At 63.9% G+C, this 25257-nt stretch carries 30 protein-coding genes and 1 other RNA gene; 14 read left to right on the forward strand and 17 right to left on the reverse strand.

All coding sequences use genetic code 11. The features are described from left to right. Window positions 1-4: 4 nt before the first annotated feature. A complete protein-coding gene (locus AC1VWL_RS05770) occupies window positions 5-553 on the reverse strand; it encodes a YaeQ family protein (RefSeq protein ID WP_296246312.1) in 549 nt (182 codons plus the stop codon). A gap of 63 nt (window positions 554-616) precedes the next feature. Between AC1VWL_RS05770 and AC1VWL_RS05775 the strand changes: the two genes are divergently transcribed. Then, window positions 617-1486 (forward strand): pseudouridine synthase, encoded by an 870-nt coding sequence (locus tag AC1VWL_RS05775; RefSeq protein WP_482986071.1) that lies wholly within the window; start codon window positions 617-619, stop codon window positions 1484-1486. Between the two features lie 3 nt (window positions 1487-1489). On the opposite strand, the gene AC1VWL_RS05780 is transcribed toward AC1VWL_RS05775, so the two are convergent. Continuing rightward, window positions 1490-1975 (reverse strand): YaiI/YqxD family protein, encoded by a 486-nt coding sequence (locus tag AC1VWL_RS05780; RefSeq protein ID WP_481533389.1) that lies wholly within the window; start codon window positions 1973-1975, stop codon window positions 1490-1492. 309 nt (window positions 1976-2284) lie between these two features. Here AC1VWL_RS05780 and AC1VWL_RS05785 point away from each other — a divergent pair, with 309 nt between their 5' ends. The 6 genes from AC1VWL_RS05785 (at window position 2285) to AC1VWL_RS05810 (ending at window position 6681) form a co-directional block, all read left to right on the forward strand. Then, window positions 2285-2494 carry a cold-shock protein gene (locus tag AC1VWL_RS05785; RefSeq protein WP_054659637.1) on the forward strand — a complete coding sequence of 70 codons (210 nt, stop codon included), beginning with the start codon at window positions 2285-2287 and terminating at the stop codon, window positions 2492-2494. Window positions 2495-2657: 163 nt separating this feature from the next. Next, on the forward strand, window positions 2658-3350 hold the full coding sequence (locus AC1VWL_RS05790; RefSeq protein WP_482986090.1) for a glutathione S-transferase family protein: 693 nt from the start codon (window positions 2658-2660) through the stop codon (window positions 3348-3350). A gap of 51 nt (window positions 3351-3401) precedes the next feature. After that, the gene (locus tag AC1VWL_RS05795) at window positions 3402-4964 is read left to right on the forward strand and encodes a protein adenylyltransferase SelO (RefSeq protein ID WP_482986072.1); all 1563 of its coding nucleotides are present in this window, start codon (window positions 3402-3404) and stop codon (window positions 4962-4964) included. Window positions 4965-4978: 14 nt separating this feature from the next. After that, the gene (locus tag AC1VWL_RS05800) at window positions 4979-5521 is read left to right on the forward strand and encodes an adenine phosphoribosyltransferase (RefSeq protein ID WP_296246299.1); all 543 of its coding nucleotides are present in this window, start codon (window positions 4979-4981) and stop codon (window positions 5519-5521) included. Window positions 5522-5554: 33 nt separating this feature from the next. Next, window positions 5555-6337 carry a thioesterase family protein gene (locus AC1VWL_RS05805; RefSeq protein WP_482986073.1) on the forward strand — a complete coding sequence of 261 codons (783 nt, stop codon included), beginning with the start codon at window positions 5555-5557 and terminating at the stop codon, window positions 6335-6337. After that, window positions 6337-6681: a hypothetical protein gene (locus AC1VWL_RS05810; RefSeq protein WP_482986074.1), complete on the forward strand. Its 345-nt coding sequence runs from the start codon at window positions 6337-6339 to the stop codon at window positions 6679-6681. The genes AC1VWL_RS05805 and AC1VWL_RS05810 overlap by 1 nt, the downstream gene beginning before the upstream one ends. Window positions 6682-6688: 7 nt before the next feature. On the opposite strand, the gene AC1VWL_RS05815 is transcribed toward AC1VWL_RS05810, so the two are convergent. The 11 genes from AC1VWL_RS05815 to AC1VWL_RS05865 form a co-directional block, all read right to left on the reverse strand. Further along, window positions 6689-8026 (reverse strand): acyl-CoA thioesterase/bile acid-CoA:amino acid N-acyltransferase family protein, encoded by a 1338-nt coding sequence (locus AC1VWL_RS05815; protein ID WP_482986075.1) that lies wholly within the window; start codon window positions 8024-8026, stop codon window positions 6689-6691. Window positions 8027-8139: 113 nt separating this feature from the next. Continuing rightward, window positions 8140-8847, reverse strand: coding sequence for a LytR/AlgR family response regulator transcription factor (locus AC1VWL_RS05820; protein ID WP_482986076.1), 708 nt, complete (start codon window positions 8845-8847; stop codon window positions 8140-8142). Continuing rightward, on the reverse strand, window positions 8844-9935 hold the full coding sequence (locus AC1VWL_RS05825) for a sensor histidine kinase (RefSeq protein ID WP_482986077.1): 1092 nt from the start codon (window positions 9933-9935) through the stop codon (window positions 8844-8846). The genes AC1VWL_RS05820 and AC1VWL_RS05825 overlap by 4 nt, the downstream gene beginning before the upstream one ends. 36 nt (window positions 9936-9971) lie before the next feature. Next, on the reverse strand, window positions 9972-11348 hold the full coding sequence (gene dbpA, locus AC1VWL_RS05830) for an ATP-dependent RNA helicase DbpA (protein ID WP_482986078.1): 1377 nt from the start codon (window positions 11346-11348) through the stop codon (window positions 9972-9974). An 87-nt stretch (window positions 11349-11435) separates the two neighbouring features. Then, a complete protein-coding gene (locus AC1VWL_RS05835; protein ID WP_482986079.1) occupies window positions 11436-12431 on the reverse strand; it encodes a C13 family peptidase in 996 nt (331 codons plus the stop codon). Between the two features lie 176 nt (window positions 12432-12607). Beyond that, window positions 12608-12895: a hypothetical protein gene (locus AC1VWL_RS05840; protein WP_481533380.1), complete on the reverse strand. Its 288-nt coding sequence runs from the start codon at window positions 12893-12895 to the stop codon at window positions 12608-12610. Between the two features lie 246 nt (window positions 12896-13141). Further along, window positions 13142-13654, reverse strand: a complete 513-nt coding sequence (locus AC1VWL_RS05845; protein WP_482986080.1) for a GNAT family N-acetyltransferase — start codon at window positions 13652-13654, stop codon at window positions 13142-13144. Between the two features lie 310 nt (window positions 13655-13964). Further along, on the reverse strand, window positions 13965-14318 hold the full coding sequence (locus tag AC1VWL_RS05850; protein ID WP_481533378.1) for a helix-turn-helix domain-containing protein: 354 nt from the start codon (window positions 14316-14318) through the stop codon (window positions 13965-13967). A gap of 8 nt (window positions 14319-14326) precedes the next feature. After that, on the reverse strand, window positions 14327-14641 hold the full coding sequence (locus AC1VWL_RS05855; protein WP_481533377.1) for a type II toxin-antitoxin system HigB family toxin: 315 nt from the start codon (window positions 14639-14641) through the stop codon (window positions 14327-14329). Window positions 14642-14900: 259 nt separating this feature from the next. Continuing rightward, window positions 14901-15254, reverse strand: a transfer-messenger RNA (tmRNA) gene (gene ssrA, locus AC1VWL_RS05860). A gap of 89 nt (window positions 15255-15343) precedes the next feature. Then, the gene (locus AC1VWL_RS05865) at window positions 15344-15712 is read right to left on the reverse strand and encodes a DUF6713 family protein (RefSeq protein ID WP_482986081.1); all 369 of its coding nucleotides are present in this window, start codon (window positions 15710-15712) and stop codon (window positions 15344-15346) included. A 140-nt stretch (window positions 15713-15852) separates the two neighbouring features. On the opposite strand from AC1VWL_RS05865, the gene AC1VWL_RS05870 reads away from it, so the two are divergent. Next, a complete protein-coding gene (locus AC1VWL_RS05870) occupies window positions 15853-16470 on the forward strand; it encodes a hypothetical protein (protein ID WP_482986082.1) in 618 nt (205 codons plus the stop codon). On the opposite strand, the gene AC1VWL_RS05875 is transcribed toward AC1VWL_RS05870, so the two are convergent. Next, on the reverse strand, window positions 16467-16886 hold the full coding sequence (locus AC1VWL_RS05875) for a GNAT family N-acetyltransferase (protein ID WP_482986083.1): 420 nt from the start codon (window positions 16884-16886) through the stop codon (window positions 16467-16469). The two genes, AC1VWL_RS05870 and AC1VWL_RS05875, sit on opposite strands and share 4 nt — an antisense overlap. After that, the gene (gene smpB / locus AC1VWL_RS05880) at window positions 16886-17389 is read right to left on the reverse strand and encodes an SsrA-binding protein SmpB (RefSeq protein ID WP_296246245.1); all 504 of its coding nucleotides are present in this window, start codon (window positions 17387-17389) and stop codon (window positions 16886-16888) included. The genes AC1VWL_RS05875 and smpB overlap by 1 nt, the downstream gene beginning before the upstream one ends. Window positions 17390-17439: 50 nt before the next feature. Between smpB and AC1VWL_RS05885 the strand changes: the two genes are divergently transcribed. Both AC1VWL_RS05885 and AC1VWL_RS05890 read left to right on the forward strand, forming a co-directional pair. Then, the gene (locus AC1VWL_RS05885; RefSeq protein ID WP_282271976.1) at window positions 17440-17868 is read left to right on the forward strand and encodes a type II toxin-antitoxin system RatA family toxin; all 429 of its coding nucleotides are present in this window, start codon (window positions 17440-17442) and stop codon (window positions 17866-17868) included. Between the two features lie 3 nt (window positions 17869-17871). After that, complete coding sequence (locus AC1VWL_RS05890; RefSeq protein ID WP_482986084.1) at window positions 17872-18129, forward strand: RnfH family protein; 258 nt, start codon at window positions 17872-17874, stop codon at window positions 18127-18129. Window positions 18130-18151: 22 nt separating this feature from the next. Here the strand turns inward: AC1VWL_RS05890 and AC1VWL_RS05895 are convergent, their stop codons facing one another. Next, a complete protein-coding gene (locus AC1VWL_RS05895) occupies window positions 18152-18541 on the reverse strand; it encodes an outer membrane protein assembly factor BamE (protein WP_481533370.1) in 390 nt (129 codons plus the stop codon). Window positions 18542-18645: 104 nt separating this feature from the next. On the opposite strand from AC1VWL_RS05895, the gene fur reads away from it, so the two are divergent. Then, window positions 18646-19056, forward strand: coding sequence for a ferric iron uptake transcriptional regulator (fur, locus tag AC1VWL_RS05900; protein ID WP_282271992.1), 411 nt, complete (start codon window positions 18646-18648; stop codon window positions 19054-19056). 404 nt (window positions 19057-19460) lie between these two features. On the opposite strand, the gene recN is transcribed toward fur, so the two are convergent. Continuing rightward, complete coding sequence (recN, locus tag AC1VWL_RS05905) at window positions 19461-21128, reverse strand: DNA repair protein RecN (RefSeq protein WP_482986085.1); 1668 nt, start codon at window positions 21126-21128, stop codon at window positions 19461-19463. Between the two features lie 184 nt (window positions 21129-21312). Here recN and grpE point away from each other — a divergent pair, with 184 nt between their 5' ends. The 3 genes from grpE (at window position 21313) to dnaJ (ending at window position 25155) form a co-directional block, all read left to right on the forward strand. Next, the gene (gene grpE, locus AC1VWL_RS05910; RefSeq protein WP_481508501.1) at window positions 21313-21828 is read left to right on the forward strand and encodes a nucleotide exchange factor GrpE; all 516 of its coding nucleotides are present in this window, start codon (window positions 21313-21315) and stop codon (window positions 21826-21828) included. A gap of 146 nt (window positions 21829-21974) precedes the next feature. After that, window positions 21975-23894 (forward strand): molecular chaperone DnaK, encoded by a 1920-nt coding sequence (dnaK, locus tag AC1VWL_RS05915; protein ID WP_303746658.1) that lies wholly within the window; start codon window positions 21975-21977, stop codon window positions 23892-23894. A 133-nt stretch (window positions 23895-24027) separates the two neighbouring features. Next, window positions 24028-25155, forward strand: a complete 1128-nt coding sequence (dnaJ, locus tag AC1VWL_RS05920) for a molecular chaperone DnaJ (RefSeq protein WP_482986086.1) — start codon at window positions 24028-24030, stop codon at window positions 25153-25155. Window positions 25156-25257: the final 102 nt, after the last annotated feature.

Below are 25257 nucleotides of genomic sequence, written 5' to 3' on the forward strand. Positions count from 1 at the left end.
CTGCTTACTCCGCCGGGCGCTTGCGCCAGGCCGGGATCACGTCCAGCTGGATGTGATCATTGAGGATCTGGACCTCGCCATCCTGGATCAGCACGCTCCAGCGCATCGCGCGTTGCACCTGCTCACCCCAGCGCTCGACGAACGCGGACGGCAGGTCGATCACCGACAAGTTGTTGAAACGGGTCAGGTGCTTGCCCTGCTTCTGCCACCAGATGTCGGAGGCATTGCCGCCGTAGTTGACGATCTGCACGCGACGGCTGCGGTTGCAGGCCTTGCGCACGCGTGATTCGTCCGGGTGACCCAGGTCGATCCACTGCTCGATGTCGCCGGTGTAGTCCAGCTGCCACAGGTCCGGTTCGTCCTCGCTGCTCAGGCCCTTGCCGAATTCCAGCCGGTCCTCGGCGTTGAGGGCGAAGGCGAGCAGGCGCACCATCAGGCGCTCGTCGGTTTCGGAGGGATGCTGGGCCAGGGTCAGGTTGTGGGTCGCGTAGTAACCGCGGTCCATGTCGCTGATCTGCAGCTCGGCCTTGCGGATGGTGGCGGTGAGGGCCATGGGAATACCGGGTACAAAGACTGCCCATCATAATGCCTGGCCCCGCACCGGACCCGTTTCAACGTGCCTGACCAAGACCTGCCAAGCCGTCTGCAACTCGCTCCAGGCCCGTGGGCAAGCCTGTTGGAGGGTTTGTGCGCCCGCTTCCCGGCGGTAAGCCAGGCGCAATGGCTGGGCCGTTTTGCGCGCGGGCGGGTGCTGGGCAGCGACGGCCGGCCGCTGCTGCCGGCGCAGCCGTGGCGGGCAGGGCAGGAGATCCAGTATTTCCGTGAGGTTGCCGACGAGCCGGAGATACCGTTCGCCGAGCAGATCCTGCACCAGGACGAACACCTGTTGGTGGCCGACAAGCCGCATTTCCTGCCGGTCACCCCGGCCGGGCGCTTCGTGCGGCAGACCCTGCTCGCGCGACTGATCGCCAGCACCGGCAATCGCGAGCTGGTGCCGCTGCACCGGATTGATCGTGGCACTGCGGGATTGGTGTTGTTCTCCTGCAATCCGCAGACGCGCGCCGCCTACCAGCGGCTATTCGCCGAGCGTCGCATCGACAAGGGCTATGAGGCCCTGGCCCCGGCCCTGCCGACGCTGCAGTTCCCGCTGCAGCGGAACAGTCGTATCGGCCGCGGTGAACCGTTCTTTCGCATGGCCGAGCTGGCGGGCGAGGCCAATGCCCTGAGCCGGGTGGATGTGATCGAGCGGCGTGGCGATGTGTGGTGCTACGCGTTGGAGCCGGTGACTGGGCGCAAACACCAGTTGCGCGTGCACATGGCCGCGCTGGGAGCGCCCATCATCGGTGACGATTTCTACCCGCAGGTAATCGAGCGCGCACCGGAGGACTACCGGCAGCCGCTGCAACTGTTGGCGCGGCGCTTGGCCTTCGTTGATCCGCTCAGCGGCCGGCAGCGGGAATTCCGCAGTGCGCGTGAGCTGGTGTGAGCTTCAGCGCCGTTGCGCGAGCCAGCGGTCGAGCTGGGCGGCAAAGGCCTGGCGGTCACGCGCGTGCAAGGTGGCAGGACCGCCGGTCTGAACGCCAGCACCACGCAGTTCTTCCATGAAGTTGCGCACCGATAGCCGCTCGGCGATGGTGTTGGCGGTATAGAGCTCACCGCGCGGATTCAGTGCGACGGCTTTTTTCTCCAGCACACGCGCTGCCAGCGGAATGTCCTGGGTAACGACCAGGTCGCCGGGGTTCACCCGCTCGGCAATGGCGTCGTCGGCAACATCCGGCCCACCCGGCACCTGCATGGCACGGATGAAGCGCGAGGGCGGGGTGCGCAGCCATTGGTTGGCGACCAGTACGGTCTCGACCTTGGCCCGTTCGGCGGCGCGGAACAGGATTTCCTTGATCACCACGGGGCAGGCATCGGCATCGACCCAGATCTGGGTGGCTGAACGGGTGGCGGAAACGACGTCTTCAGTGCTCATGCCGCGCAGTCTATTGGATTTTCGGACTTTGCTGGTTCCGGGCTATCGTCAGAAAATTGACTGTTTTCAGCGACTTAATAGACGAACTGAATCAAATTGGGTTTCTGAATACGGTAATTATCGCTTTTTGGAACAAAGCGGCGTATTGTCCATCCCACTGTGCTTGCAAGGGTCACCGTGAATCGTGGCCTGATGCAGTTGATCTTCTTGATCGGCTCATCGATCCGCTTTACCAACGCCTGCAACTCAGTCTCGGCCCCGATCTCCGGTGGCTGCGATTATTTCAACTTATGTTTCAGGAGTTAGTACATGTCTGATCGTCAGACCGGCACTGTCAAGTGGTTCAACGACGCCAAGGGCTTCGGCTTCATCACCCCGGAAAGCGGCCCGGACCTGTTCGTGCATTTCCGCGCCATCCAGGGCAACGGCTTCAAGTCGCTGCAGGAAGGCCAGAAGGTGACTTTCGTCGCCGTGCAGGGCCAGAAGGGTATGCAGGCTGACCAGGTGCAGGCGGTCTAATCGACCCCTTGCTACCGTAAGGTTGCTTGGAACGCCGGAAGCGAAAGCTTCCGGCGTTTTTATTTGTGTTTTCGCATCGAGCTTCGCCTTGCACTGACGCTGCGTTCTGCAGGTGTTGGCTAGGATGTTGTCTCGTGTCGATTGAATGACGTTGGAGCCAGCGATGATCACCGTGCACCATCTGGAACAATCGCGTTCGCAGCGCGTGCTGTGGATGCTGGAAGAGTTGGGCCTGGCCTACGACGTGGTCAGCTACAAGCGTGACCCCAAGACCTGGCTGGCGCCGCCGGAACTGCGCAAGGTGCATCCGCTCGGCAAATCTCCGGTGCTGCAGGACGGCGCACTGATCCTGGCCGAATCCGGGGCCATCCTGGAATACCTGGCTGACCGCTATGACCTGCAGCGCAGCCTGTCGCCGCAGCCCCTGCCAGTGGAGGCGCCGGAACGCCTGCACTATCACTACTGGATGCACTACGCCGAAGGCTCGGCGATGCCGCCGCTGGTGATGAGCCTGGTGTTCGCGAAAGTGCGCAAGGCACCGCTGCCATTTTTCGCCAAGCCGATTGCCCACAGCATTGTCGACAAGGTGATGAAGAGCTTCATCAGTCCGCAGCTGCGTCTGCACCTGGGCTGGATGGAGCAGGCCTTGGGCGAATCCACCTGGTTTGCCGGCGAGCGTTTCAGCGCGGCTGATATCCAGATGAGTTTCCCGGTCCAGGCGGCGGCAGTCCGCGCCGGTCCCATGACCGACTATCCGAAGCTGCAGGCTTTCCTGGCCCGCATCGCCGAACGGCCGGCCTATCAGCGTGCCGAGCAGCGTGGCGGCGCGCTGGATCTGATCGGCGGCGCTCGTTGAGCACAACGGGCCAAGCTTGCAGCATGGCCCGGCAGTCCCCACTTTCAGATGATGAACGACACGCCCCCGCTATTTGATAACCGCTTCCAGCGCGAGCTGCCCGGTGATCCTGAAACCGGCGCGCGTCGCCGCGAGGTGCTGGGTGCCGCTTGGTCGGCCGTGATGCCGGCACCGGTGGCTGCACCGCGCTTGCTGGCGCACTCGGCTGAGGTCGCAGACCTGCTTGGCTTCGCCCCAACAACGATTGCCAGCCCGGAGTTTGCCGAGGTCTTTGGTGGCAATGCCTTGTTCGCCGGCATGCAGCCGTGGGCCGCCAATTACGGCGGCCATCAGTTCGGCCATTGGGCCGGGCAGCTCGGCGATGGCCGCGCCATCTCCCTGGGGGAGTTGCTGGCCGGCGGCAAGCGCTGGGAGCTGCAGCTCAAAGGAGCTGGCCCAACCCCGTATTCGCGCGGTGCTGACGGGCGTGCGGTGCTGCGCTCTTCACTGCGCGAGTTCCTGTGCTCCGAGGCCATGCATCATCTCGGTGTGCCGACTACCCGCGCATTGAGCCTGGTCGGCACCGGCGAGGCGGTGATGCGTGACATGTTCTACGACGGCCATCCGCAGGCCGAACCCGGTGCGGTGGTGTGCCGGGTCGCGCCGTCGTTCATCCGCTTTGGCACATTCGAGCTGCCGTCGGCGCGCGGTGATGTCGGGCTGCTGCGGCAACTGGTCGAGTTCTGCATCGCCCGTGATTTCCCCGAACTGCAGGGCAGTGGCGAGGCGCTGTACGCCGACTGGTTCGCGCAGGTCTGCACGCGCACCGCGGTGATGGTGGCGCAGTGGATGCGGGTCGGCTTCGTGCACGGGGTGATGAACACCGACAACATGTCCATTCTGGGTTTGACCCTGGATTACGGCCCTTACGGCTGGGTCGAGGACTACGATCCGGACTGGACGCCCAACACCACCGATGCCCAGGGCCGCCGCTACCGCTTTGGCACGCAGATGCAGGTGGCGTACTGGAATCTGGTGCGATTGGCGCAGGCGTTGTCGCCTTTGTTTGCCGAGGTTGCACCTCTGCAGGCCGGATTGGATGGCTTCCGTCAGCGCTATGAAGCCGAAGAGCGCGCGCATCTGGTCGCCAAGCTTGGCCTGGGCGAGTTCCGCGACGGCGACGCCGAGCTGATGGCGCAGTTCCAGCAGCTGCTGCAGGAAGGCGAGATGGACATGACGCTGGCGTTCCGCGCCTTGGCGTCCATTGATATCGACGCGCCGGAGATTGACCCGCTGGAGCAGGCCTTCTACTCGCCGGCTGCCCGCGAGCAGGTGCTGCCGGCACTGACCGACTGGCTGCAGCGCTACGCCGCGCGGGTCCAGGGCGCAGGGCAGTCGCCGCAACAGCGCCTTGATGCCATGCAGGCTGCGAATCCAAAGTACGTGCTGCGCAACTGGCTGGCCCAGCAGGCCATCGACCGTGCCGAACAAGGCGATATGGCTGGAATCACGGACTTGCTGGACGTGATGCGGCATCCTTACGACGAACAACCCGGGCGCGAGGCTTTTGCCGACAAGCGTCCGGAATGGGCGCGCAACCGCGCCGGCTGCTCGATGCTGTCGTGCAGCTCCTGAGCACCTTTCCACGAATGACTGATATGACTTCTCCTGCCTACCCCGAATGGTCGCGCCCGATCCGCGACATCGCTGATTTCCCCAAGCCCGGCATCCTGTTCAAGGACATCATCCCGCTGCTGGGCGATGGCGCCTGCTTCCGTGCCGCCGTGCAGGCCATGGCCGAGCCGTGGCGCGACGCTGGCCTGCATGCGGTGCTGGGCGTGGAGGCGCGCGGCTTCATTCTCGGCACCGCGTTGGCCCTTGAGCTGGGCGTGGGCTTCGTGCCGGTGCGCAAGCCGGGCAAGCTGCCGGGTGCGACTTTGAAACAGGAATACGCGTTGGAGTACGGCACCGATCGCATCGAAGTCAGCGTCGGCGCAACCCCGCCGGGCGCGCGCGTGCTGCTGGTCGATGACGTGCTGGCCACCGGCGGCACCTTGCTTGCCGCCTTGCAGTTGGCTGCGCAGCTTGAGGCGCAGGTTGTTGGCGGCGCGGTGTTGGTGGAGCTGGACGGACTGGGCGGCCGTGAGCGCTGGCCTGATGGTTTGCCGCTGGCCGCTACACTGGTTTACTGAGTACCTGATCCATCCCAATCCGCGGAGTCCCGAATGCCGACGTTGAGCGAGCTGCTGTCTTCCTTCGATGGTGAACAAGGGCTGCTGCTCCCTGACAGTTGGCGACAGGGGCGCACCGCCTACGGCGGCGTGCTCAGTGCGCTGGCGGTGGCCGCGGCGATGCAAAGCCATGCAGGCGTGTTGCCGCCATTGCGCGCGATGCAGGTGACCTTCATCGGGCCCGCAGCCGGCCTGCTGCGTTTCGTGCCGGCGGTCCTGCGCGAGGGCAAGTCGGTGGTGAATATCGGCGTGGATGTGTTCTCCGACGATGCCCTGGCGGCGCGCTTGTCATTGGTGTTCGGTCGCGCCCGTGAAAGTGCGGTTGCGCATGATTTCGGTGGCGAGCTCCCGGCCCAGGGGCCTGCCGCGTACCGTGATTTCGACATGGCGGCGATGCCGTTCGCGCCGGCCTTTACCCGCAACTTCCAGATGCGTCCTGCCGGTGGCGCGATGCCGGTGTCGGCTGCGGAGATTCCGGAGTTGCTGACCTGGATTCGCCATCGGGATGCCGGCGGGGTAGATCCGGCGGTAGCCCTGATCGCGATGGGCGATGCGATGCCGCCGGCGGCATTCACCAGTTTCCGTGCTGCTGCGCCGATCAGTTCGATCACCTGGAACGTTGAGCTGCTCGATCCTTCGCCGCTGGGCGAATGGTTCCTGCTGCGTTCCTTTAGCCAGCATGCGGGTGACGGCTATTCGTCGCAGGACATGCAGGCCTGGGATGAGCAGGGCCGGGTGGTGATGCGCGGCCGCCAGAGCGTGGCGGTGTTTGCCTGATGCGCGCCCTGCGGGTGTTGGGTGGACTGGCGCTGTTGCTGGCGATGCTGGGCTGGAGCGCGTGGTTCGTCATCTGCAATGTGTATGAATTCTCGCCAGCACTGGACCCGCTGGCGTTCGCCGGCGGCTGGCTGCTGAGCGCGGTGTTGGCCCGGCGCGTGTTCCGTGGTGGTTTACGCCGTATTGCCTGGCCGTTGTTTGCACAGGCAAGCTGCATCGGCGTTTACCTGCTGCTGATTCATCGTGGCGTCGGCGAGGCCACTGCGCTGGCGCTGTTTGTGGCAGCCAGCGTAGCGGTTGTTGCCGCGGCATTCCGGGTGACGCTGCGCGCTCGCGCTGCCTGAAGCGGGTTCAGCGGGTCAGCCGGATGTCCCCTTCGGCCAGCGCCTGCCGCAGGAATGCCAGTACTGCTGGGCCGCTTTCCCGGTCGGCGCGGGCATAGCCTTCGGCAGTGCCGCCAACCGGGATGTGAGGGCCGGTGTCGCTGCGGAAGGTGGTGGGCTGCAGGAAGGGCGTGATCAGATGACCGGCGTCGGAGTAATACAGCAGTGCGTCCGCTTGCGGCGCGCTGCGGCGCTTCAGGCGTTGCAGCGCCAATGCCGCCATCTCGCCGGAAACACCGAGCTGATCGTCACCACCTGCGACCAGCAGCAGCGGGCCGTTGATGCGTTCGATCGGAAGCATCGCCTGCTCCAATGCTGCCGCGTGCGCGCCAGGCTGATTCCAGTTGAGCCGTTCCACATAGGGCAGGAATGGCAGGTCGCGGCCACCAACGCGCAATGCGGGCTCGTCCACGGCGCGGAAATCGGCCGGCGGCACATCACGGCGGATGCCGCGGAATGGCGCAGGGCTACCTACCCATGACACCGCTGCCTGCAGGCGCGGATCATGCACTGCGGCCGCCATCGCCACGATGCCACCCCAGGACCCCCCCATCACCCCGACCTTGCCGGCAAAGGGCTGGGTGCGCAGCCAATCCACCGTGCTGCTGACCGGGTCGATCGGTACGCGGATCAGATCCTTGGGCAGCCCGGGCATCCGGTAATAGGCAACGGCCACAGCGACGAAACCGTTGGACGCCAACCAGGCGGCATACAGATTCGCAGTATCGATGCCGCCTTCGGCGCCGCCCAGGGTGATCACGACAGGATGGCGGCGGTCGTCGTCCAGCGCACCAGCGGGGTGATAGAGATTGCCGACCACTCCTTGCAACTGCAAAGGCGTGGCAACGACATTGGCCGCGTTGATCCGCCGCAACAACGTCTGCTGAGCGATCCGCTCGCCGTCGACGAAGGCCTCCAGTTGCATCGCTACCGGCGTATAGCGCAGGCCGTCGGGTTCGCTGCGCATCGGCAGTGGCGTGGGTCTGCCCTTACCTGCCTCTGGCCGCATTGACCAGAACAGCCCCATTGCATCGACACCTGCGTAGCTGCCAGCCTCGGCGCCGGCAGTGGCGGTATCGGCAATGCCGTTGTGATCGGCACGGTAGTTTGCGTGCGCCAACCATCGATTACCGCTGCTGTCCTGCATGGAAAGTTGCAGTTTCACAGCTTGGCTTGGCAGCAGTCCGGCAACGCTGATCTGCACCGGTTGATCGGCTGGACCGTCCACGGGATGTACGCGCAGTTCGGCGGCAAAGGCCAGGGAGCTGCAGCTGAGCAGCAGCGGAAGCAGGAGATGCTTGAGCATGGGTGTTGTGAACGAGGAGCGGCCCGCGATGTTGCCGCTGCTGGAAGTGCAACGGAACAAGTGGACGCCACCAATGGCGCAGGCCGTGCCGGGCGTGGCATGAGCCGTGCGTCTCAGCCGGCCTTGCCCATCTTCGATTCGAAGGCGTCGCGGTGCAGCCGGCTCAGTGGTAGCTGTGTGCCATCCAGAAGTTCCAGCGTCGCATCGCCATTGCGGCGTGGCAGCAGATAGCGCACCCGTGCGCAATTGACGATCACCGCGCGCTGTACCTGCACGAAGCCGGCCGGCGCCAGCTGCTCGGCGAGCCGGCCAATGCTCTCGCGCAACAGGTGCACCTGCTTGCCGACATGCAGGCAGGCATAGTGGCCGGCGCTGTCGATGTAGTCGATGTCGGTCGGTGACACGTAGTCGCTGCGGCTGCCGTTGCGGATGCATAGCGGTGCCAGCGGGTTGATGGTCTCGCGTGCCAGGTGCCTGCGCAGCCGGTGCAGTGCGACGGCAAGACGGTTGGCATCCAGTGGCTTGGGCAGATAGTCGACCGCGCCCAGTTCGTAGGAGGCCAATGCATGTTCTGCATGGGCGGTGGTGAAGATGATCGCCGGTGCAGGTGCGGCCAGGCTGCGCGCGAGCTGCAGGCCGTCTTCATCGGGTAGCTGGATGTCCAGCAACAACAGCTCTACCGGTTCGGCAGCCAGCAGCGAACGGGCCTGGGCGATGCTGGGCGCTTCGCCGACGATCTGGATATCCGCATGCGCGCCCAGCAGATGACGCAGCTTTTCGCGGGCCAGTGCGACGTCGTCGATCAGCAGGGTGCGGATCATGCGGCGGGCTCGCCGCTGGCAAGCGGCAGCTGGATGTTGACCTGGAAGTGCGCACCGTCGCGTTGTGCGCGCAGCGTGGCATGCTCGCCGTAGATTGCCTGCAGGCGTTCGCGGCTGGCTTGCAGGCCAATCCCCATGCCGGCGGTCGCGTCGCCAAGCGGGTTGCGGATCTGCAGGTGAAGCAGATCATCGCGCGACTCGAACTGCAGGCTGATCGTGGCGTCCTCTGTGTCCGAGGTGCTGGCGAAGCGCACGGCGTTCTCGATCAATGGCTGCAGCAGCAGGCTGGGCACGCGCGCATCCCAAGCATCGGCGCTGGCCTGCAGTTGCACCTGCACTGGCTGTTGCTGCAGCAGTCGCTGCAGTTCGATGAAGGCCATCGCCTGCGCCACTTCCTCGCGCAGGGCGACGAAGGGTTCGCTCTGCAGCAGGTTGCGCAACAACTCACCCAGCTGCGCCAAGGCAGCGTCGGCGCGTTCTGCATCGCGATAACCCAGCGCGCCGATCGCATTGAGTGCGTTGAACAGGAAGTGGTGATTCAGGCGTGCCCGCAAGGCTTGCTCGCGCGCCTGCGCCAGCAGCTCGCCACGGCGACGATAGCGCCGGATATAGGTCAATGCCTGGCCGATGCCGATGACAGCAACATAGGTTGGGAGCGCGAACAGGCTGGTGGCGACAACCGCATGCAGCCAGCTGTCGGGCAGCGCGCGGGGCAACGCCAGCTGCGAGAGGTGGTAGCCAAACATCCAGCCCATCAGCGACAGCGCAGGAATGATGCAGATGCCGGCGGTCAGCAGCTTGCCCGCTGCCTGGGCGTCGCTGCCCATGCCCAGCGGCCAGCGTGCGCACAGCAGCCAAAGACCAGGCGTTGCCAGCAGCCAGGGGCTGTAGATGCCAAGCAGGAACAGCAGGGAGCGCATCAGCTCGACGGGAGCCAGACTGCCAGCGGAGGGGCCGGTGAGCTGTACTGCCGGCAGGGTGACCAGGATCAGCAGCAGCCAACCCGCGGACACGGCACGCCACGGAAAGGCCGTGGTGTGCGTATCCGCCGCAATGCTGGAAGAGCGGGTGTCCGGCTGGGAGGTCATGTGCGCGCTCAAGCGCCGGGCTGGGCCGGCACCTGCTTACATCTTGCGAACGCGGAAACGCTTGCCCTTGATCTTGCCGGCTTCCAGCCGTGCCAAGGCCTTGCCTACCTGCTCACGGGCAATAGCCACGTAGGAGCGGGTCGGGAAGATGTCGATCTTGCCGATCGTCTTGGCCGACAGCCCGGCGTCGCCGGTTAGTGCACCGAGGATGTCGCCAGCACGCAGCTTGTCGGTCTTGCCGCCATCGATGCGCAGGGTGGTCATCGCCGCCTGTGGCAGCTCAGCCGGACGCGCGGTTGCCAGCGGGGTCTTCTGCCAGTTCAGCGGCTTGCCCTGCTGTGCTTCCAGTGCATCGGCGCGGCTGCGTTCGCGGCCGGCGACCAGGCTCAGTGCAAGACCATTGCGACCGGCACGGCCAGTACGGCCTACGCGGTGCTGGTAGGTATCGATGTCGGTCGGCAGCTCGTAGTTGACCACCGCAGCCAGGTCTTCCACATCCAGACCGCGTGCGGCCACGTCACTGGCGACCAGTACGTTGCAGCTGCGGTTGGAGAACTGCATCAGCACTTCGTCGCGGTCGCGCTGTTCCATGTCGCCATGCAGCGCCAACGCCGAGAAGCCGAACTGGCGCAGCGAGTTGGCCACTTCGTCCACGTCCTTGCGGGTGTTGCAGAACACCACCGCCGATTCCGGCGTATACCTCAGCAGCAAGCCGCCGAGTGCCTTCTGGCGGTTGGCCGGCTCGGTCTCGAAGAACAGCTGCTGGATGGCCGGTGCCTCGGCCTGGCCATCGACAGTGACTTCGGCCGGCTCGTTGAGCAGGGCGCGGGCCAGTTCGCGGATCGCTTCCGGGAAGGTGGCCGAAAACAACAGGCTCTGGCGTTCCTTGTGGGTGCGGCCGGCGATTTCGCGGATCGGCTCCTCGAAGCCCATGTCGAGCATGCGGTCGGCTTCGTCCAGCACGAAGCTGCGGACCTGGCCCAGGTTCAATGCGCGCTTGCGCGCCAGTTCCTGCACGCGGCCGGGAGTGCCGACCACGACCTGCGGGTCATGGGCTTCCAGCGAGGCCAGCTGCGGGCCCAGCGGCATGCCGCCGGTGAGGATCAGCAGCTTCAGGTTGGGGATGCCGGTGGCCAGCTTGCGCAGCTGCTTGCCGACCTGGTCGGCCAGTTCGCGGGTAGGGCACAGCACCAGCGCCTGGGTGCGGCTGACGGACAGGTCGAGCCGGTTGAGCAGGCCCAGGCCGAAGGCGGCGGTCTTGCCGCTGCCGGTCGGGGCCTGCGCGATCACGTCGCGGCCTTCCAGGATCGGCGGCAGGGCCAGCGCCTGTACCGGCGTCATCGAGGTATAGCCCAGCGCGTCGATGCCAGGAGCGAGTGCCGGCGACAGCGGCAGGGAAGAGAAGTCAGTCATGCCATATTTTCGCAGAAGCCGGGCGGCGGCGCTTGCCTTCCTGAATGGGTAGCCCGGTCGGCTTCATCCAGTGCCGGTGGGGCGGAATCAGTTCTTGCGATTATTGGTGACAGGTTTGCTCCTGGGTGTGACGGTCTTGGCCCCGGAAGGGCGCTGGTAAACGAAGGGATAGGGCACGGCAGGTGTGTCCGGCAAGCCTGCACGCCATTGTTCGAGCACGGTAGCCACGGCCTTGCCAGTCTTGAACTGCGGTTCGGAGGGGAGCTCGCCTTGCTCCTTTTCGCGGCGGCGGACGCTGCCTGCAGCCAGTGTGTAGGCGTGGGCGAAGTCATTGGTGGCGTTCAGGGCCTCGACCAGGAAGGCGCGGCCAAACCAGGTGGCGCTATCGGTATTGCCGCAGCCAAAGGATGGGCGGTCCTTGCGCGCGGCAGTGATCACCATGCGCTGCGGAGACATCAGTGCCGGCACGAAGGCGCCCGAGAAACAGGCCGAGACCACGATCACCGCATTGCCGATCTGGGCTTGATCCAGTATCCGCGCGAGCTGTGCCGGTGCCAGGTAGTCTTCCTGGTCGCGGCCGGTGTGCAGGTAGACGCTGTTGTCATGCAGGCCGTGGCTGGTCAGGTAGAGGAACAACACGTCTTCATCCGGGTCCAGCTTCTGCCCGAGTCCATTGAGGGCATGGCCGATGCTGTCGGCGGTAGCCAGAACCTGCGGCGGGCCGCCATGGCCCAGGGCAGGCTGGTTGACCAGGCTGATCATGCGGCCTTCGGCACCCCAGCGTGTTGCGGACAGTTGCCGCAGGTAGGCCACTTCATTGGGGAACACGTCTTCGTCGGCATCGCCGGCCACGCCGAGCACATAGATGTCGGTGACGCCGGGGCGCTGGGCTGGCAAGCCCGCCAATGCGGCGTCCAGCATCGTGAGTTGGCTGCCTTCGAGTTTGGGTGTGGTGGCTTGCCGCTGGGGTGCTGCTGCGGCGTCGGCGAATGCAGGCCAGGCCACACAGGCTGCCAAAAGCACGCTGGCGACGGCTTTCATCAGTCGGGTAGGGGAATGCTGGGAACCGGGTTGGGCTGCCATTGCCGTAATCCATGACGGTGGGTATGGCAGCACGGTTGAGCTGACCGTGCTGCATCCAGTGCGCGCCAGGAGGCGGCCTTGGTGGCTATGGTGCCGGAGTTGGCGCCTGGATGCTTTTGCAGGTGTTGGGACCGCGCGCCGTAGCTGGCGCAATCCCGTAGCGGTCAGCGCGACGCTCAGTCCGCCAGCGATGACCAGCCATAGGCCAGGGCGCACTTCTTCCTGAGATTCTCAAGCTGCTCGGCGGCATTGATTGCGCTGTTGGCGCGGTAGACCAGATCTTCCAGCCTGCACAGGACGTCGGCCTGCTCGTCATCGTCCGGTACAACCTCGACAATCCGGTCGACAAGCTGGTGCATCTCCAGCAGCTTCTGTTTGCGCTCGTATTCGCCAAGCGCGGTAGCGTCCTGCACGACCTGCTGTGCCAGAACGTCGAAGTGATCGCGCAACTTCTCGTAGTCCATACAGCACCTGCTGTTATGACTGCCAGCCAATAGCCTGTAATGGTGCTGTCGGGGATACCACTACCTCAATGAGGGATACACCTTACTTGGCCTAGGATTTATCTGACAAAGCCGTTGTCGAGGGGCTGGAAGGGCGCCCAAGGGGCTTGCATCGCCAACCAGGCGCCGGCGTCGATGTCGACCTCAGCGTAATGGGGATGGATTGATCCCGGGCGGCTGGCCAGTGTTGCCAACATCGGCGTTGTCTTACGGTGAGATGGCGTAGATGTAGAAGTCGTTGTCGCGCGCCCACCCGAGCGTTTCATAGAGTCTTTGCGCAGGGATGTTGTCCTTCGCGGTCTGCAACTCAATGCGTCCAGCACCAAGCCCCTTCGCAACAGAAACCGCAGCAACCATCAGTTTTCTGGCCACGCCCAGGCGGCGAGCGTCTGGAGACACGAACAGGTCGTAGAGAACGTAGCTTTTGGTAGCACCAACGGAATCGAACAGCGGATAGAGTTGGGTGAAGCCGAGAAGACTGCTGGTGGAATCAGCCGCAACCAGGATCAGGGAAGATCCCTCCCGCAGACGGGCGCCAATGAACTCCCGGGCCAAGCCGGGATTGGAAATTTGACCATAGAACTGCCGGTATTGATCAAAGAGCGAGGCGACGGGTTCCATGTCAGCAGCAGTGGCAGGACGAACGGAAATTTCCACTTCTATCTCCTTGCGATTGGTTCTGATGGCTTCGGCGAATCGCGGTTCGTCAACCTGGACCATCACATTCCGCCACGCGGGAGCGGGCTCTGGTGCCCACCTGAGCTACGAGACGGGCAGGACAGGCCGCGAGGAATGAGGCCGCGCCATGAAGCCAGGGTACGGGCCAAGACAGCCTTGATTGCTGCTCGTAAATGGGGGAGGGGCGCGAGGCTGTGATGAGTGCCTGGGCTGATCAGCGCCTCATGTGCGGGTTGAAGGCGGCATTGATCAGCGCGACTGCCCCGACCAGCTCTGCAATCAGTCATCTGTCCATGCACAAGGAAAGACGCCGACCTGCGGAGGCCGCAGACAATCAGGCTTGGGAAGGGGGTCAGGCTGCGACAAGGCTCTCTACGGGAATGCCAAGGTTCCTGTGTAGCTTGCGGATCATTGGGAGTGTCAGCTCGCGCTTGCCGTTCAGTACCTCATATACCCGGTTCGGCTGACCAATGCTGGAGACCAGGTCCTTTACCGTGAGCCCAGATTGCTCCATGCGGAATTTGATGGCCGCAATAGGATTGGGCGCTTCAATCGCATAGTGCTTTGCTTCATAAGCCTGCACCAGCGTGACGAGGACATCGAGGCGATCACCCTCTGGAGTGTCAGGAAGGGCCATCATCAGGCCGTCGATTTCGCCGAGCATTGCGCGGTAATCGGCTTCATTTTTAATGGGTTTGATATCCATGGATCACCTCAAATGGTTTGAGCGTCGATGGCGTCGTACTGCGGATGAGTACCAATGAAACGCACGTATACGACTCGATAGTGATAGTTGATCCAGACGATCAACCTGTACTTGTTGCCTGCGATGTTGAAGACAACTCTGCTGTCCTTGAGGATGCTTGCACTGCCGAAATCCGACTTGACCTCCGCTGGCTGGCTCCAGTCCGCCGCTGCAACATGTTTGTACCAAGCCATCGTCGGTTCTTCGGCATCGGCATATTCAGGTTTGTCTTGCCAGAACGCCTTGAGCGTCGAAAGGGCTATGACTCGCATGGCGGCAACCATAGTCCCAAATTGGGACTATGGCAAGATGCTGTTGGTCCAGAGTCGTCGGTTGGTCAGGCCCCGCCCTTCCAGGAACTAGAAGCCAAGAGGCCTTCAAGCGCGGGCAAGTGGGGCGCCGGGATGAAGCCACAGCGCGAGAAGCTTCCTTCCAAATGCCCAAGGGCACTCCCGCAGTCGCGTGGACGCGGAAACAAAAAGGCCGGAAACCCCTGCTGCTACTGGGTTTCCGGCCTGATCGGGACCTTGACGGTCCATCTAATGGTGGAGGTGGGCGGAATTGAACCGCCGTCCGAAGGCACTCCATCCCCGGCACTACATGCTTAGCTCACCGTTGGGTCTCGTCCTGTGGCAGCACGGTGTGCAAAGCGCACCCCAGGACCAGCCTGTTTTGGTTAAGCCGTGACTGACAGGCAGCCGTCACAGCCGGTTCCGTGATAATGACCCTACATCCACGAGCACGGGCACAAGTGGGTTCGGGGCTTACGCCTTAAGCGGCGAGAGCGTAGTTGTCGTCGTTGGCAACTAGAGTTTTGCAGCTGGATTTACGAGGAAAGCTACCCCCTCGGCATGCGCCAAGCGACTTCACAACCCCCGTCGAAACCAGTGCACCCCCGGTAAGACGTTGATTCATGAGGGCTGTAGACGATGTTCTGACCACAGCCTCGCTGACGAAACGAATGCTACAGGGAAAACCCTCAACAGTCACCCGCGTGAATTGGGGTTTTGCCGTGCTTTCAGCAAAAGGCCGGTACCACTTGCCAGGCAGGCGGCGATGGTTGCGATGGATAGTGGCAGGCCGAACTGGTCTTTGCCTGCTGCGGCAAAGCCGGCGTGGAGCAGGGCGGTTAGCACACCAATGCCGCCGCAGAGCAGGGCATAACGCCTTGCTTGTGGCGTAGCCAATACCACCTGCCGATAGCCGTGGAGCAGCAGGCCCACTGCCAGTAGGTTGAACACCAGAAAGCCTTGTATGCTGCCGGGCACATGGAACATCTCCCATTCGTGCCAGTAGGCGGCATCTATCTGGTGAACGATCAGCGACAGCAGTGTTGCGGTGTACCAGCGATCCATCTTCAAAGAACTCCTTGGTGGGGCGCCAGTCTAGTCAACTATCTTCATGACTACGTGCGGCTGCGATGTCGCATCAACTTGAACACATCAGTTGAGGCTTAACGTCGCGCCGACCTTTCTGCGACGTTTGCCGGTGGACCATGGCTGCCATCAAGTTTGCGACGGTGGAAGTGGTCATGCAGAAGCGCTGCCTGCGATTGTTGGCGGGTGGAGTTGGAGCTGGGTTTCGGCGACGCGCGCTGGCGCCGGCTTCGCTCTATCTGTTGCTGGTGGTTGTTGTGCCGATCACGGCGTGGTTGGGGCGGAGCTGTTGGCCGCAGCTCGCACCGCTGGTGTTGCTGCTCTGCGCTGGGCTTCTGGGTTGGGTGCGGCGAGTGCGTCAGCGCTGGCTTGGTGTCTATCTGGTAGCGGTAGTGCTGTTGCTGGTGCTGCAATCGGCTTGGTCTGGACTCGCGGCCGCCGGAGTGGAGCGGGTTGCGTTCGTCACGATGGTATTGGGACTGGCCCAGTTGCTGATCCATACCGCGCGGGTATGGCGGTTCTCACGCGCGCTGCAGCTGCAGGTTGATGGACTGGATGATGCCGAGATTCTCACCGTGTTGCCGCCGGAAGCTGCCGAGGAGGCAAGGCAGTGGCTCGGCGGTGATGACCGCAAAGCTGCTGAGCTGAGTGAAGTGGTCAGCCTGAGCGTGCTGTACGCGGCCATGCAGGCACCCGGAACCCAGCGACGCCATCTGCGCCGGATATTGATGGGTTAAAGCGTCTTGCGTAGATAGATGCGCTTGTGGCCGGGCGGAAAGTCGGGCAGACGGCCGAAAACTTCGTAGCCGTGGCGCAGATAAAAGCCCTCGGCCTGCCAGTCGAAGGTGTCCAGCACAACGCTGTGTGCGCCTGCGGCCTTGGCCTGTTGTTCGGCTTCCAGCAGCAACTGGCTGCCCAATCCCTGGCTGCGCAGCTCCGGATCGACCCACAGCACATGGATGGCGAGCCAGCCTGCGCAGACGTCGCCAAGCAGTCCGCCGCGCAGGTTTCCGTCCCGGTCATGGCTGGCCAGTTGCACTGGCAGCTCATCGAAGCTATTGCCGCTGGCCTTGCGATTGAAGGCCAGCAACCGTGCGCACAGCGCCTGCACATCCGGCGCGCTGGCGACCTGCACAGCGCGCCGTGTCGACATCAGGCGTTGCGGTTATGCGCACGCATCGCGCGCTGCTTTTCGCGGGCCCAGTCACGTTCCTTGGCGGTGTCGCGCTTGTCGTGGTTCTGCTTGCCCTTGGCCAGTGCGATCTCGAGCTTGATCTTGTTCTTGCTCCAGTACATCGCAGTTGGCACCAGCGTGTAGCCATCGCGTTCGACCCGGCCGATCAGCTTGTCGATCTCGCGACGGTGCAGCAGCAGTTTGCGCTGGCGGCGGTCTTCCGGAATGGTGTGGGTGGAGGCCTGGATCAACGGCGTGATCTGCGCGCCGATCAGGTAGATCTCGCCATCCTTCACATAGGCGTAGGCGTCGGTCATGTTGCCGCGACCGGCGCGGATGGCCTTGACCTCCCAGCCCTGCAGCACCAGGCCCGCTTCGACCCGTTCTTCCAGGTGGTACTCGTGGCGCGCGCGCTTGTTCAACGAGATGGTTTTGTCGGCCGTCCCGTTCTTTGCTTTATCCTTGCTGTGTTTCGTGCTCATTTCCGTATTGTCTCCGATTCGGGGGCTCCCCGAACACTTTCTGTATTGCCATGACTACCATTCGTCGCAGCGCGCTGGTCGAACACTCCGCCGAGCGCATGTTCAACCTGGTCAATGATGTCGCCGCCTATCCTGGCCGGTTCCGCTGGTGTGACAAAGCGGAAATCCTGGAGCAGGGCGAGGAGCGGCTGGTTGCCCGGCTGGATCTGGGGCTGGGTTCGTTCCGTACCTGGTTCATGACCGAAAACACCTTGCAGCGCCCGCACAGCATCGATATGAAGCTGCGCGAAGGCCCGTTCAAGCGCCTGCACGGCCGCTGGGAGTTCCACGCCCTGTCCGAAAGCGCCTGCAAGGTCAGCCTGGAGCTGGAGTTCGAGCCGACCTCGCGCCTGCTCGGGCCGGCCCTGGCGTTGGGCTTCCAGGGCCTGGCCGATCGCATGGTCAACGATTTCGTGCGCGTGGCCGATCAGGAACTCTGAGCGATGCGTGTAGAGGTAGTGCTGGCCTGGCCGGACCGTTACCAGCTGCGACAGCTTGAGCTGCCAGAGGGCTGCACGGTCGCTGATGCGGTGGCCGAGGCGGCGCTGGATGGCGCTGCCGAGGCGGCGGCAATGGCGGTGCACGGCGTGCTGGCGCGTTCGCAGCAGTTGCTGCAGGACGGTGACCGGGTGGAGCTGCTACGCCCCTTGCTGGCCGACCCCAAAGAAAATCGCCGCCGGCGGGCGCGCGGCGGCGATTGACCCTGCGAAGGGGGGCGCTGGATCAGCGGCCCTTCTTCTTGTCCTTGGCCAGGTTGCGGCCGAATTGACGCACGCTGTTACGGGCCAGATCGGCATCCTGGGTCGGGAAATACTCACCTTCCCAGCGGGTGACCAGGTCGTTCTCGAAGAACACGGTGAAGTTCTTCACCTCGGTCTTGCCCAAGCGGTTCACACGCTGGCTGGCGGTGTAGTCCCAGCGCTGGGCATGGAAGGGGTCGGCAATGGACGGCGTGCCCAGCAGCGCGTTGACCTGCTGCTTGCTCTGGCCGGCCTGCAGCTGCGCAACGGACTGTTCACGGATCAGGTTGCCCTGATAGATGGGCTGCTTGTAGATGATGCCGCAGCCAGTAGTGGACAGGGCGACAACGGCGATCAACAGTAGGTTGCGCATTAGGTAGGGCGGTTGAGGAAATCAGGTCGATGATACACTCCCCGGCACCCAGCGCGATCTGACCGGAGATAACTGGCGTTAAACCGCCAATGAACACGATGGCTATGGAATCCAATGACCTGCGCAAAGTCGGCTTGAAGGTAACGCATCCGCGGATGCGCATCCTTGCCCTGCTTGAACAGAACACCCCCCAACACCACCACCTTACCGCCGAAGACATCTACCGCCAGTTGCTTGATTGCGGTGATGAGATCGGGCTGGCCACGGTTTACCGTGTGCTGACCCAGTTCGAGGCGGCCGGACTGGTCCTCAAGCACAATTTTGAAGGCGGCCAGGCGGTTTACGAGCTGGACCGCGGCGGCCACCACGACCACATGGTCGATGTGGACTCGGGCAAGATCATCGAGTTCGAAAGCCCGGAAATCGAGGAGCTGCAGCGGAAGATCGCTGCGGAACACGGTTTCGAGCTGGAGGAGCACTCCTTGGTGCTCTATGTGCGCAAGAAGCGTAAATAAGGCGTTGGCGGCGCAGCCTCTGGGCTGTTGCTGCTGAATTGAGAACACCGGCCAATGGCCGGTGTTTTTGTTTGTGCTCCCCGCTCACCGCAGGCAAGGGGCTTGGATGTAGTGCCGAGCCATGCTCGGCAGGGGCCTCGCCGGTCAGGCGTCAGCGGGCGGTGCTTCCGCTTTGAGATTTGCTCCCTCCCTTTCGTGCAGCGAGGGGGAGGGTTGGGGAGGGGTGTTTTTGGAGCGGAGCCTTAAGAGCCAAGAGCTGCCCTCACCCCAACCCCTCTCCCGCAGGCGGGAGAGGGGCTTCAGAACCAGAGCCAAAAGCCAGAGCCCAAGCCCAAGCCAAAGCCTCAAGCCTCAAGCCAAAGCCTCAAGCCAAGCCCAAAGCCCAAAGCCCGGGCTTCCCGCTATCAGGCCTCCGTCAGCAACTTGCGCGCGGCGGCCCGCGCCTCCTTGCTGACCTCCGCCCCGCCCAGCATGCGTGCCAGCTCTTCCTCGCGGCCCTTGGCATCCAGCAGCTCAACCGCGCTCTGGGTCATGCCTTCCACCGGTGCCTTGCTGACCCGGTAATGGCTGTGGCCCTTGGAGGCGACCTGCGGCAGATGGGTCACGCACAGGACCTGACGACGCTCGCCCAGGGCGCGCAGCTTCTTGCCGACGATGTCGGCGATGGCGCCGCCGATGCCGGAGTCCACTTCGTCGAAAACCATGGTTGGCACGGCGTCCAGGCCCAGTGCGGCGACTTCGATGGCCAGCGAGATGCGCGACAACTCACCGCCAGAGGCGACCTTGCGCAGGGCGCGGGCTGGCTGGCCGGCGTTGGCGGCGACCAGGAACTCGACCCGCTCGGCGCCATTCGGGTCCGGGCGCAACTGTGCCTGGGGTTCCAGCTCGATCAGGAACTGGCCGCCGCCCATGCCCAGCTCGCCGATCAGCGCGGTGGTGGTGTCGGACAGTGAGGTGGCAGCGGTCTGGCGGCTGCTGGAAAGGGTGGCCGCCACGGCTTGCCAGCGAGCGGTGGCCTTGTCGATCTCGCCGGCCAGCTTGGCCAGGCGCTCGTCGGCGCCGCGCAGCTGCTCCAGCTCGGCTTCGAGGCGGTCGCGGGTGGCGGCGAGTTCTTCCATTGGCACGCGGTGCTTGCGGGCCAGATCGTGCAGGCGGCTCAGCCGACGCTCGATGTCCTCGAAGGCTTCCGGGTCGCTGTCCAGGTCGTCCTGCACCCGGTCGAGCTGGGCCAGTGCCTCGTGCAGCTGAATGCCGGCGGCATCGAGCATGGCATCGACCTCGCCCAGGCGGGCGTCGTGCTGGCTGACGCGGCCCAGCTCGTTGCGCACCTGCTGCAGCAGCGAGAGCAGGGAAGGGCCGTCCTCGTCGCCATTGAGCAGGCCGCCGGCACGCTGGCAGGCTTCGATCAATGCGGTGGAATGGGCCTGGCGGCGGTGGCTGGCGCCAAGCGCCGCGATGGCTGCCGGCTCCAGGTCTTCGCGCTGCAGCTCACCGAGCTGGTGCTCGAGAAAGCCGATCCGGTCGGAGACGTCGCCTTGCTGGGACAGCGCATCGCGCTCGTCCAGCAGTGCCTGCCATTGGGTGGAGGCGCCGCGCACGGCAGTGCGTTCGGCCTCGTTGCGGGCGAAGGCATCGAGCAGGGCCAGCTGGCTGGGGCGCGACAGCAGCGCTTGTTGGTCGTGCTGGCCGTGGATCTCGACCAGGAAGCCGGCCAGTTCAGATAGTTGCGACACCGGCACCGGGCGGCCGTTGATGAAGGCGCGGGAGCCGCCGTCGGCGCGGATCACCCGCCGCAACTGGCATTGCTCCTCGTCGTCCAGCTCGTTGTCGCACAGCCAGCTGCGTGCCGGGGCGTCGTCGTCCAGGCTGAACTCGGCTGACAGCTCGGCGCGGCTGGCGCCGTGGCGTACCACGCCGGAGTCGGCGCGCAGGCCGGAAAGGAAGCCCAATGCGTCCACCATCAATGACTTGCCGGCGCCGGTCTCGCCGGAAACAACAGTCATGCCTGGCCCGAACTCGAGTTCGGTGGCGCGGACAACGGCAAAATCCTTGATCGATAGATGTCTGAGCATGGCGGGCAGGTCTAGGGGCCGCGCAAAACTAGCATGCGGGCTGGATAGGTCAATGTAGGACAGACGGTGACCGGCACAGATTAGGAACAAAGCGTCTCATGGAGTGAGCCGGAGCCTTGAAACTCTCGGTACAGCCCACATACGGGTCGGGGTAGGCGGCAGAACATCCGCCAAGGAACCGGAAATGAACCAAGAGCACACTGAATTCGACCCCGAGAACGCCGCCATGGGCGGTGACGACGCGCAGCACGACCAGATCGAGGCGCTGCGTGCCGAGCTGGAGCAGGTCAAGGCCGAATCGCTGCGCGAACGCGCCGACCTGGAGAACCAGCGCAAGCGCGTGGCCCGTGACATCGACCAGGCCCGCAAGTTCGCCAACGAGAAGCTGCTTGGCGACCTGCTGCCGGTGTTCGACAGCCTCGATGCAGGCCTGGCTGCTGCTGGCAGCGAGCCCAATCCGCTGCGCGAAGGTATGGAACTGACCTACAAGCAGCTGCTCAAAGTAGCCGCTGATAACGGTCTGGTCCTGCTGGACCCGGCTGGCCAGGCCTTCAATCCGGAGCATCACCAGGCCATCAGCCAGGTGCCGGCACCGGCCGGCGTGGCCCCGGGCGCGGTAGTGACCGTGTTCCAGAAGGGCTACCTGCTCAACGAGCGCCTGCTGCGGCCGGCGCTGGTTGTGGTGGCCCAGGCCGACTGATCGGCCGCGCTGGCTGGCCGCTGCCTAAATCCGGCGCGGCCGTCGGCAAACAGTGTTCCGGGAGTGACTTGAATGTCATCAGGTCCTTCCCCATATCCCATTCATCCCCGGCGGCTGCCGGCAAAACGAATACTCAGGAGTCCCCCATGGGCAAGATCATTGGTATCGACCTCGGCACCACCAACTCGTGCGTGGCGATCATGGACGGCGGCAAGGCCCGCGTCATTGAAAACTCGGAAGGCGATCGCACCACGCCCTCCATCGTCGCCTACACCAAGGACGGCGAAGTGCTGGTGGGTGCCTCGGCCAAGCGTCAGGCCGTCACCAACCCGAAGAACACCTTCTACGCGGTGAAGCGCCTGATCGGCCGCAAGTTCACCGACGCCGAAGTGCAGAAGGACATCGCCCACGTGCCGTACGCCATCCTGGCGCATGACAACGGCGACGCATGGGTACAGACCAGCGATGCCAAGAAGATGGCACCGCAGGAAATCTCTGCCCGCGTGCTGGAGAAGATGAAGAAGACTGCCGAGGACTTCCTCGGTGAAAAGGTCACCGAAGCGGTCATCACCGTGCCGGCCTACTTCAACGACAGCCAGCGCCAGGCCACCAAGGACGCAGGCCGCATCGCCGGTCTGGACGTCAAGCGCATCATCAACGAGCCGACCGCGGCTGCCCTGGCCTACGGCCTGGACAAGGGTGACAACAAGGATCGCAAGATCGTTGTGTACGACCTGGGCGGCGGCACCTTCGACGTGTCGATCATCGAGATCGCCAACGTCGACGGCGAGAAGCAGTTCGAAGTGTTGGCCACCAACGGTGACACCTTCCTGGGCGGCGAAGACTTCGACAACCGCGTCATCGAATACCTGGTTGAAGAGTTCCAGAAGGACCAGGGCATCGACCTGCGCAAGGATCCGTTGGCCCTGCAGCGCCTGAAGGACGCTGCCGAGCGCGCCAAGATCGAGCTGTCGTCCGCGCAGCAGACCGAAGTGAACCTGCCGTACGTCACTGCAGACGCTTCCGGTCCGAAGCACCTGAACATCAAGCTGACCCGCGCCAAGCTGGAAAGCCTGGTCGAAGAGCTGATCAAGAAGTCGATCGAGCCGTGCCGCGTTGCGTTGAATGACGCAGGCCTGCGTTCGAGCGACATCAGCGAAGTGATCCTGGTCGGTGGCCAGACCCGCATGCCGAAGGTGCAGCAGGCTGTTACCGAGTTCTTCGGCAAGGAACCGCGCAAGGACGTCAACCCGGACGAAGCCGTGGCACTGGGTGCTGCGATCCAGGGCGGCGTGCTGGGCGGCGACGTCAAGGACGTGCTGCTGCTGGACGTGACCCCGCTGTCGCTGGGTATCGAGACCATGGGTGGCGTGTTCACCAAGATCATCGAGAAGAACACCACCATCCCGACCAAGGCCTCGCAGACCTTCTCGACCGCCGAGGACAACCAGTCGGCCGTGACCGTGCACGTGCTGCAGGGTGAGCGCGAGCAGGCCCGTTACAACAAGTCGCTGGCCAAGTTCGACCTGTCCGGCATCGAGCCGGCACCGCGTGGCATGCCGCAGGTCGAGGTGTCCTTCGACATCGACGCCAACGGCATCCTGCACGTGTCTGCCAAGGACAAGAAGACCAACAAGGAACAGAAGGTCGAGATCAAGGCCGGTTCGGGTCTGTCCGAGGAAGAGATCGCACGCATGGTCGCCGACGCGGAAGCCAACCGTGAAGAAGACAAGAAGTTCCAGGAGCTGGTGCAGGCCCGCAACCAGGCTGACGGTCTGATCCACGCCACCCGCAGCGCCATCACCGAGCATGGCAGCAAGGTTGGCGGCGACGTGATCGGCAAGGTTGAAGCCGCACTGGCCGATCTGGAAACCGCAATGAAGGGCGACGACAAGGCACAGATCGAAGCCAAGTCGAAGTCGCTGGAAGAAGCCGGCCAGGCGCTGTTTGCCGCCGCTTCGGCTGGTGAGCAGGGCGGTCCGGCTCCGGGCGGCGACGCTGGTGCCCAGTCCAATGACGATGTGGTGGACGCCGAGTTCACCGAAGTCAAGGACGACAAGAAGTAAGCAAGGCCGGCGTTGTACCTGGGGATTCGGGATCCGGAACTACTGTTCCGGCTTCCGGATCCCCTTCCGGTATCTGCAATACCAGGCTTTCCGTCCCTGATTCCCAACCCCGATTACAGAACCTCATGTGCCGATGAAACGCGATTATTACGAAGTACTGGGCGTAGCCCGCACCGCCACCGATGAAGAGTTGAAGAAGGCCTATCGCCGTTGCGCGATGAAGCACCACCCGGATCGCAACCCGGGCGACGCTGCCGCTGAAGCTGCCTTCAAGGAGTGCAAGGAGGCGTACGAAACCCTGTCCGACGGCAATAAGCGGCGCATGTATGACGCCCACGGCCACGCTGCGTTCGAACACGGCATGGGCGGTGGCGGCGGTGGTCCGGGTGGTCCGGACATGAATGATATTTTCGGCGACATCTTCGGCAATATTTTTGGCGGAGGTGGCGGCGGTCCGCGTCAGCCGCGTCGCGGTGCCGACATCGGCTACGTGATGGAGCTGGACCTGGAAGAAGCGGTGGCCGGCGTTGAGCGCCGCATCGAGATCCCGACCCTGGCCGAGTGCGGCGATTGCGACGGCAGCGGCTCGGAAGACCGCAAGGTCGAGACCTGCAATGTCTGCGGTGGCCGTGGTCAAGTGCGCGTGCAGCGTGGCATCTTCGCCATGCAGCAGGCCTGCCATAACTGCGATGGTCGCGGTCAGATCATCAGCAAGCCGTGCAAGACCTGCCACGGCAACGGCCGTGTCGAAGAAGACAAGGTGTTGTCGGTCAAGGTGCCGGCAGGCGTTGATACCGGCGACCGCATCCGCCTGCAGGGCGAAGGCGAGGCCGGCCCGGCCGGTGCGCCGGCGGGCGACCTGTACGTGGAAGTGCGCGTGCGTGAGCATGCGATCTTCACCCGCGATGGCGACGACCTGCACTGCGAAGTGCCGGTGCGTATCTCGCAGGCAGCGCTGGGTGATGCGATCCGCGTCGCAACCCTGGGTGGCGAAGCGGAAATCCGCATTCCCGCCGAGACCCAGACCGGCAAGCTGTTCCGTCTGCGTGGCAAGGGCGTCAAGTCGGTGCGCAGCCGTACCGAAGGCGACCTGTACTGCCGCGTCGTGGTGGAAACCCCAGTCAACCTGACGGCCGAGCAGCGCAAGCTGCTGGAGCAGTTTGAAGCCACGTTCATCGGCGAAGAAGCGCGCAAGCACTCGCCGAAGTCAGCGACCTTCATCGACGGCGTAAAGGGCTTCTGGGAACGCATGAAGTCCTGATGCATCACCTGTGGTGCCGAGCCATGCTCGGCATCAGCTTACCTGTAGTGCCGAGCCATGCTCGGCAGAGGCGTTCCCGGTAATGCCCCTGCCGAGCATGGC

The sequence above is a fragment of the Stenotrophomonas sp. STEN063 genome (assembly GCF_056854515.1).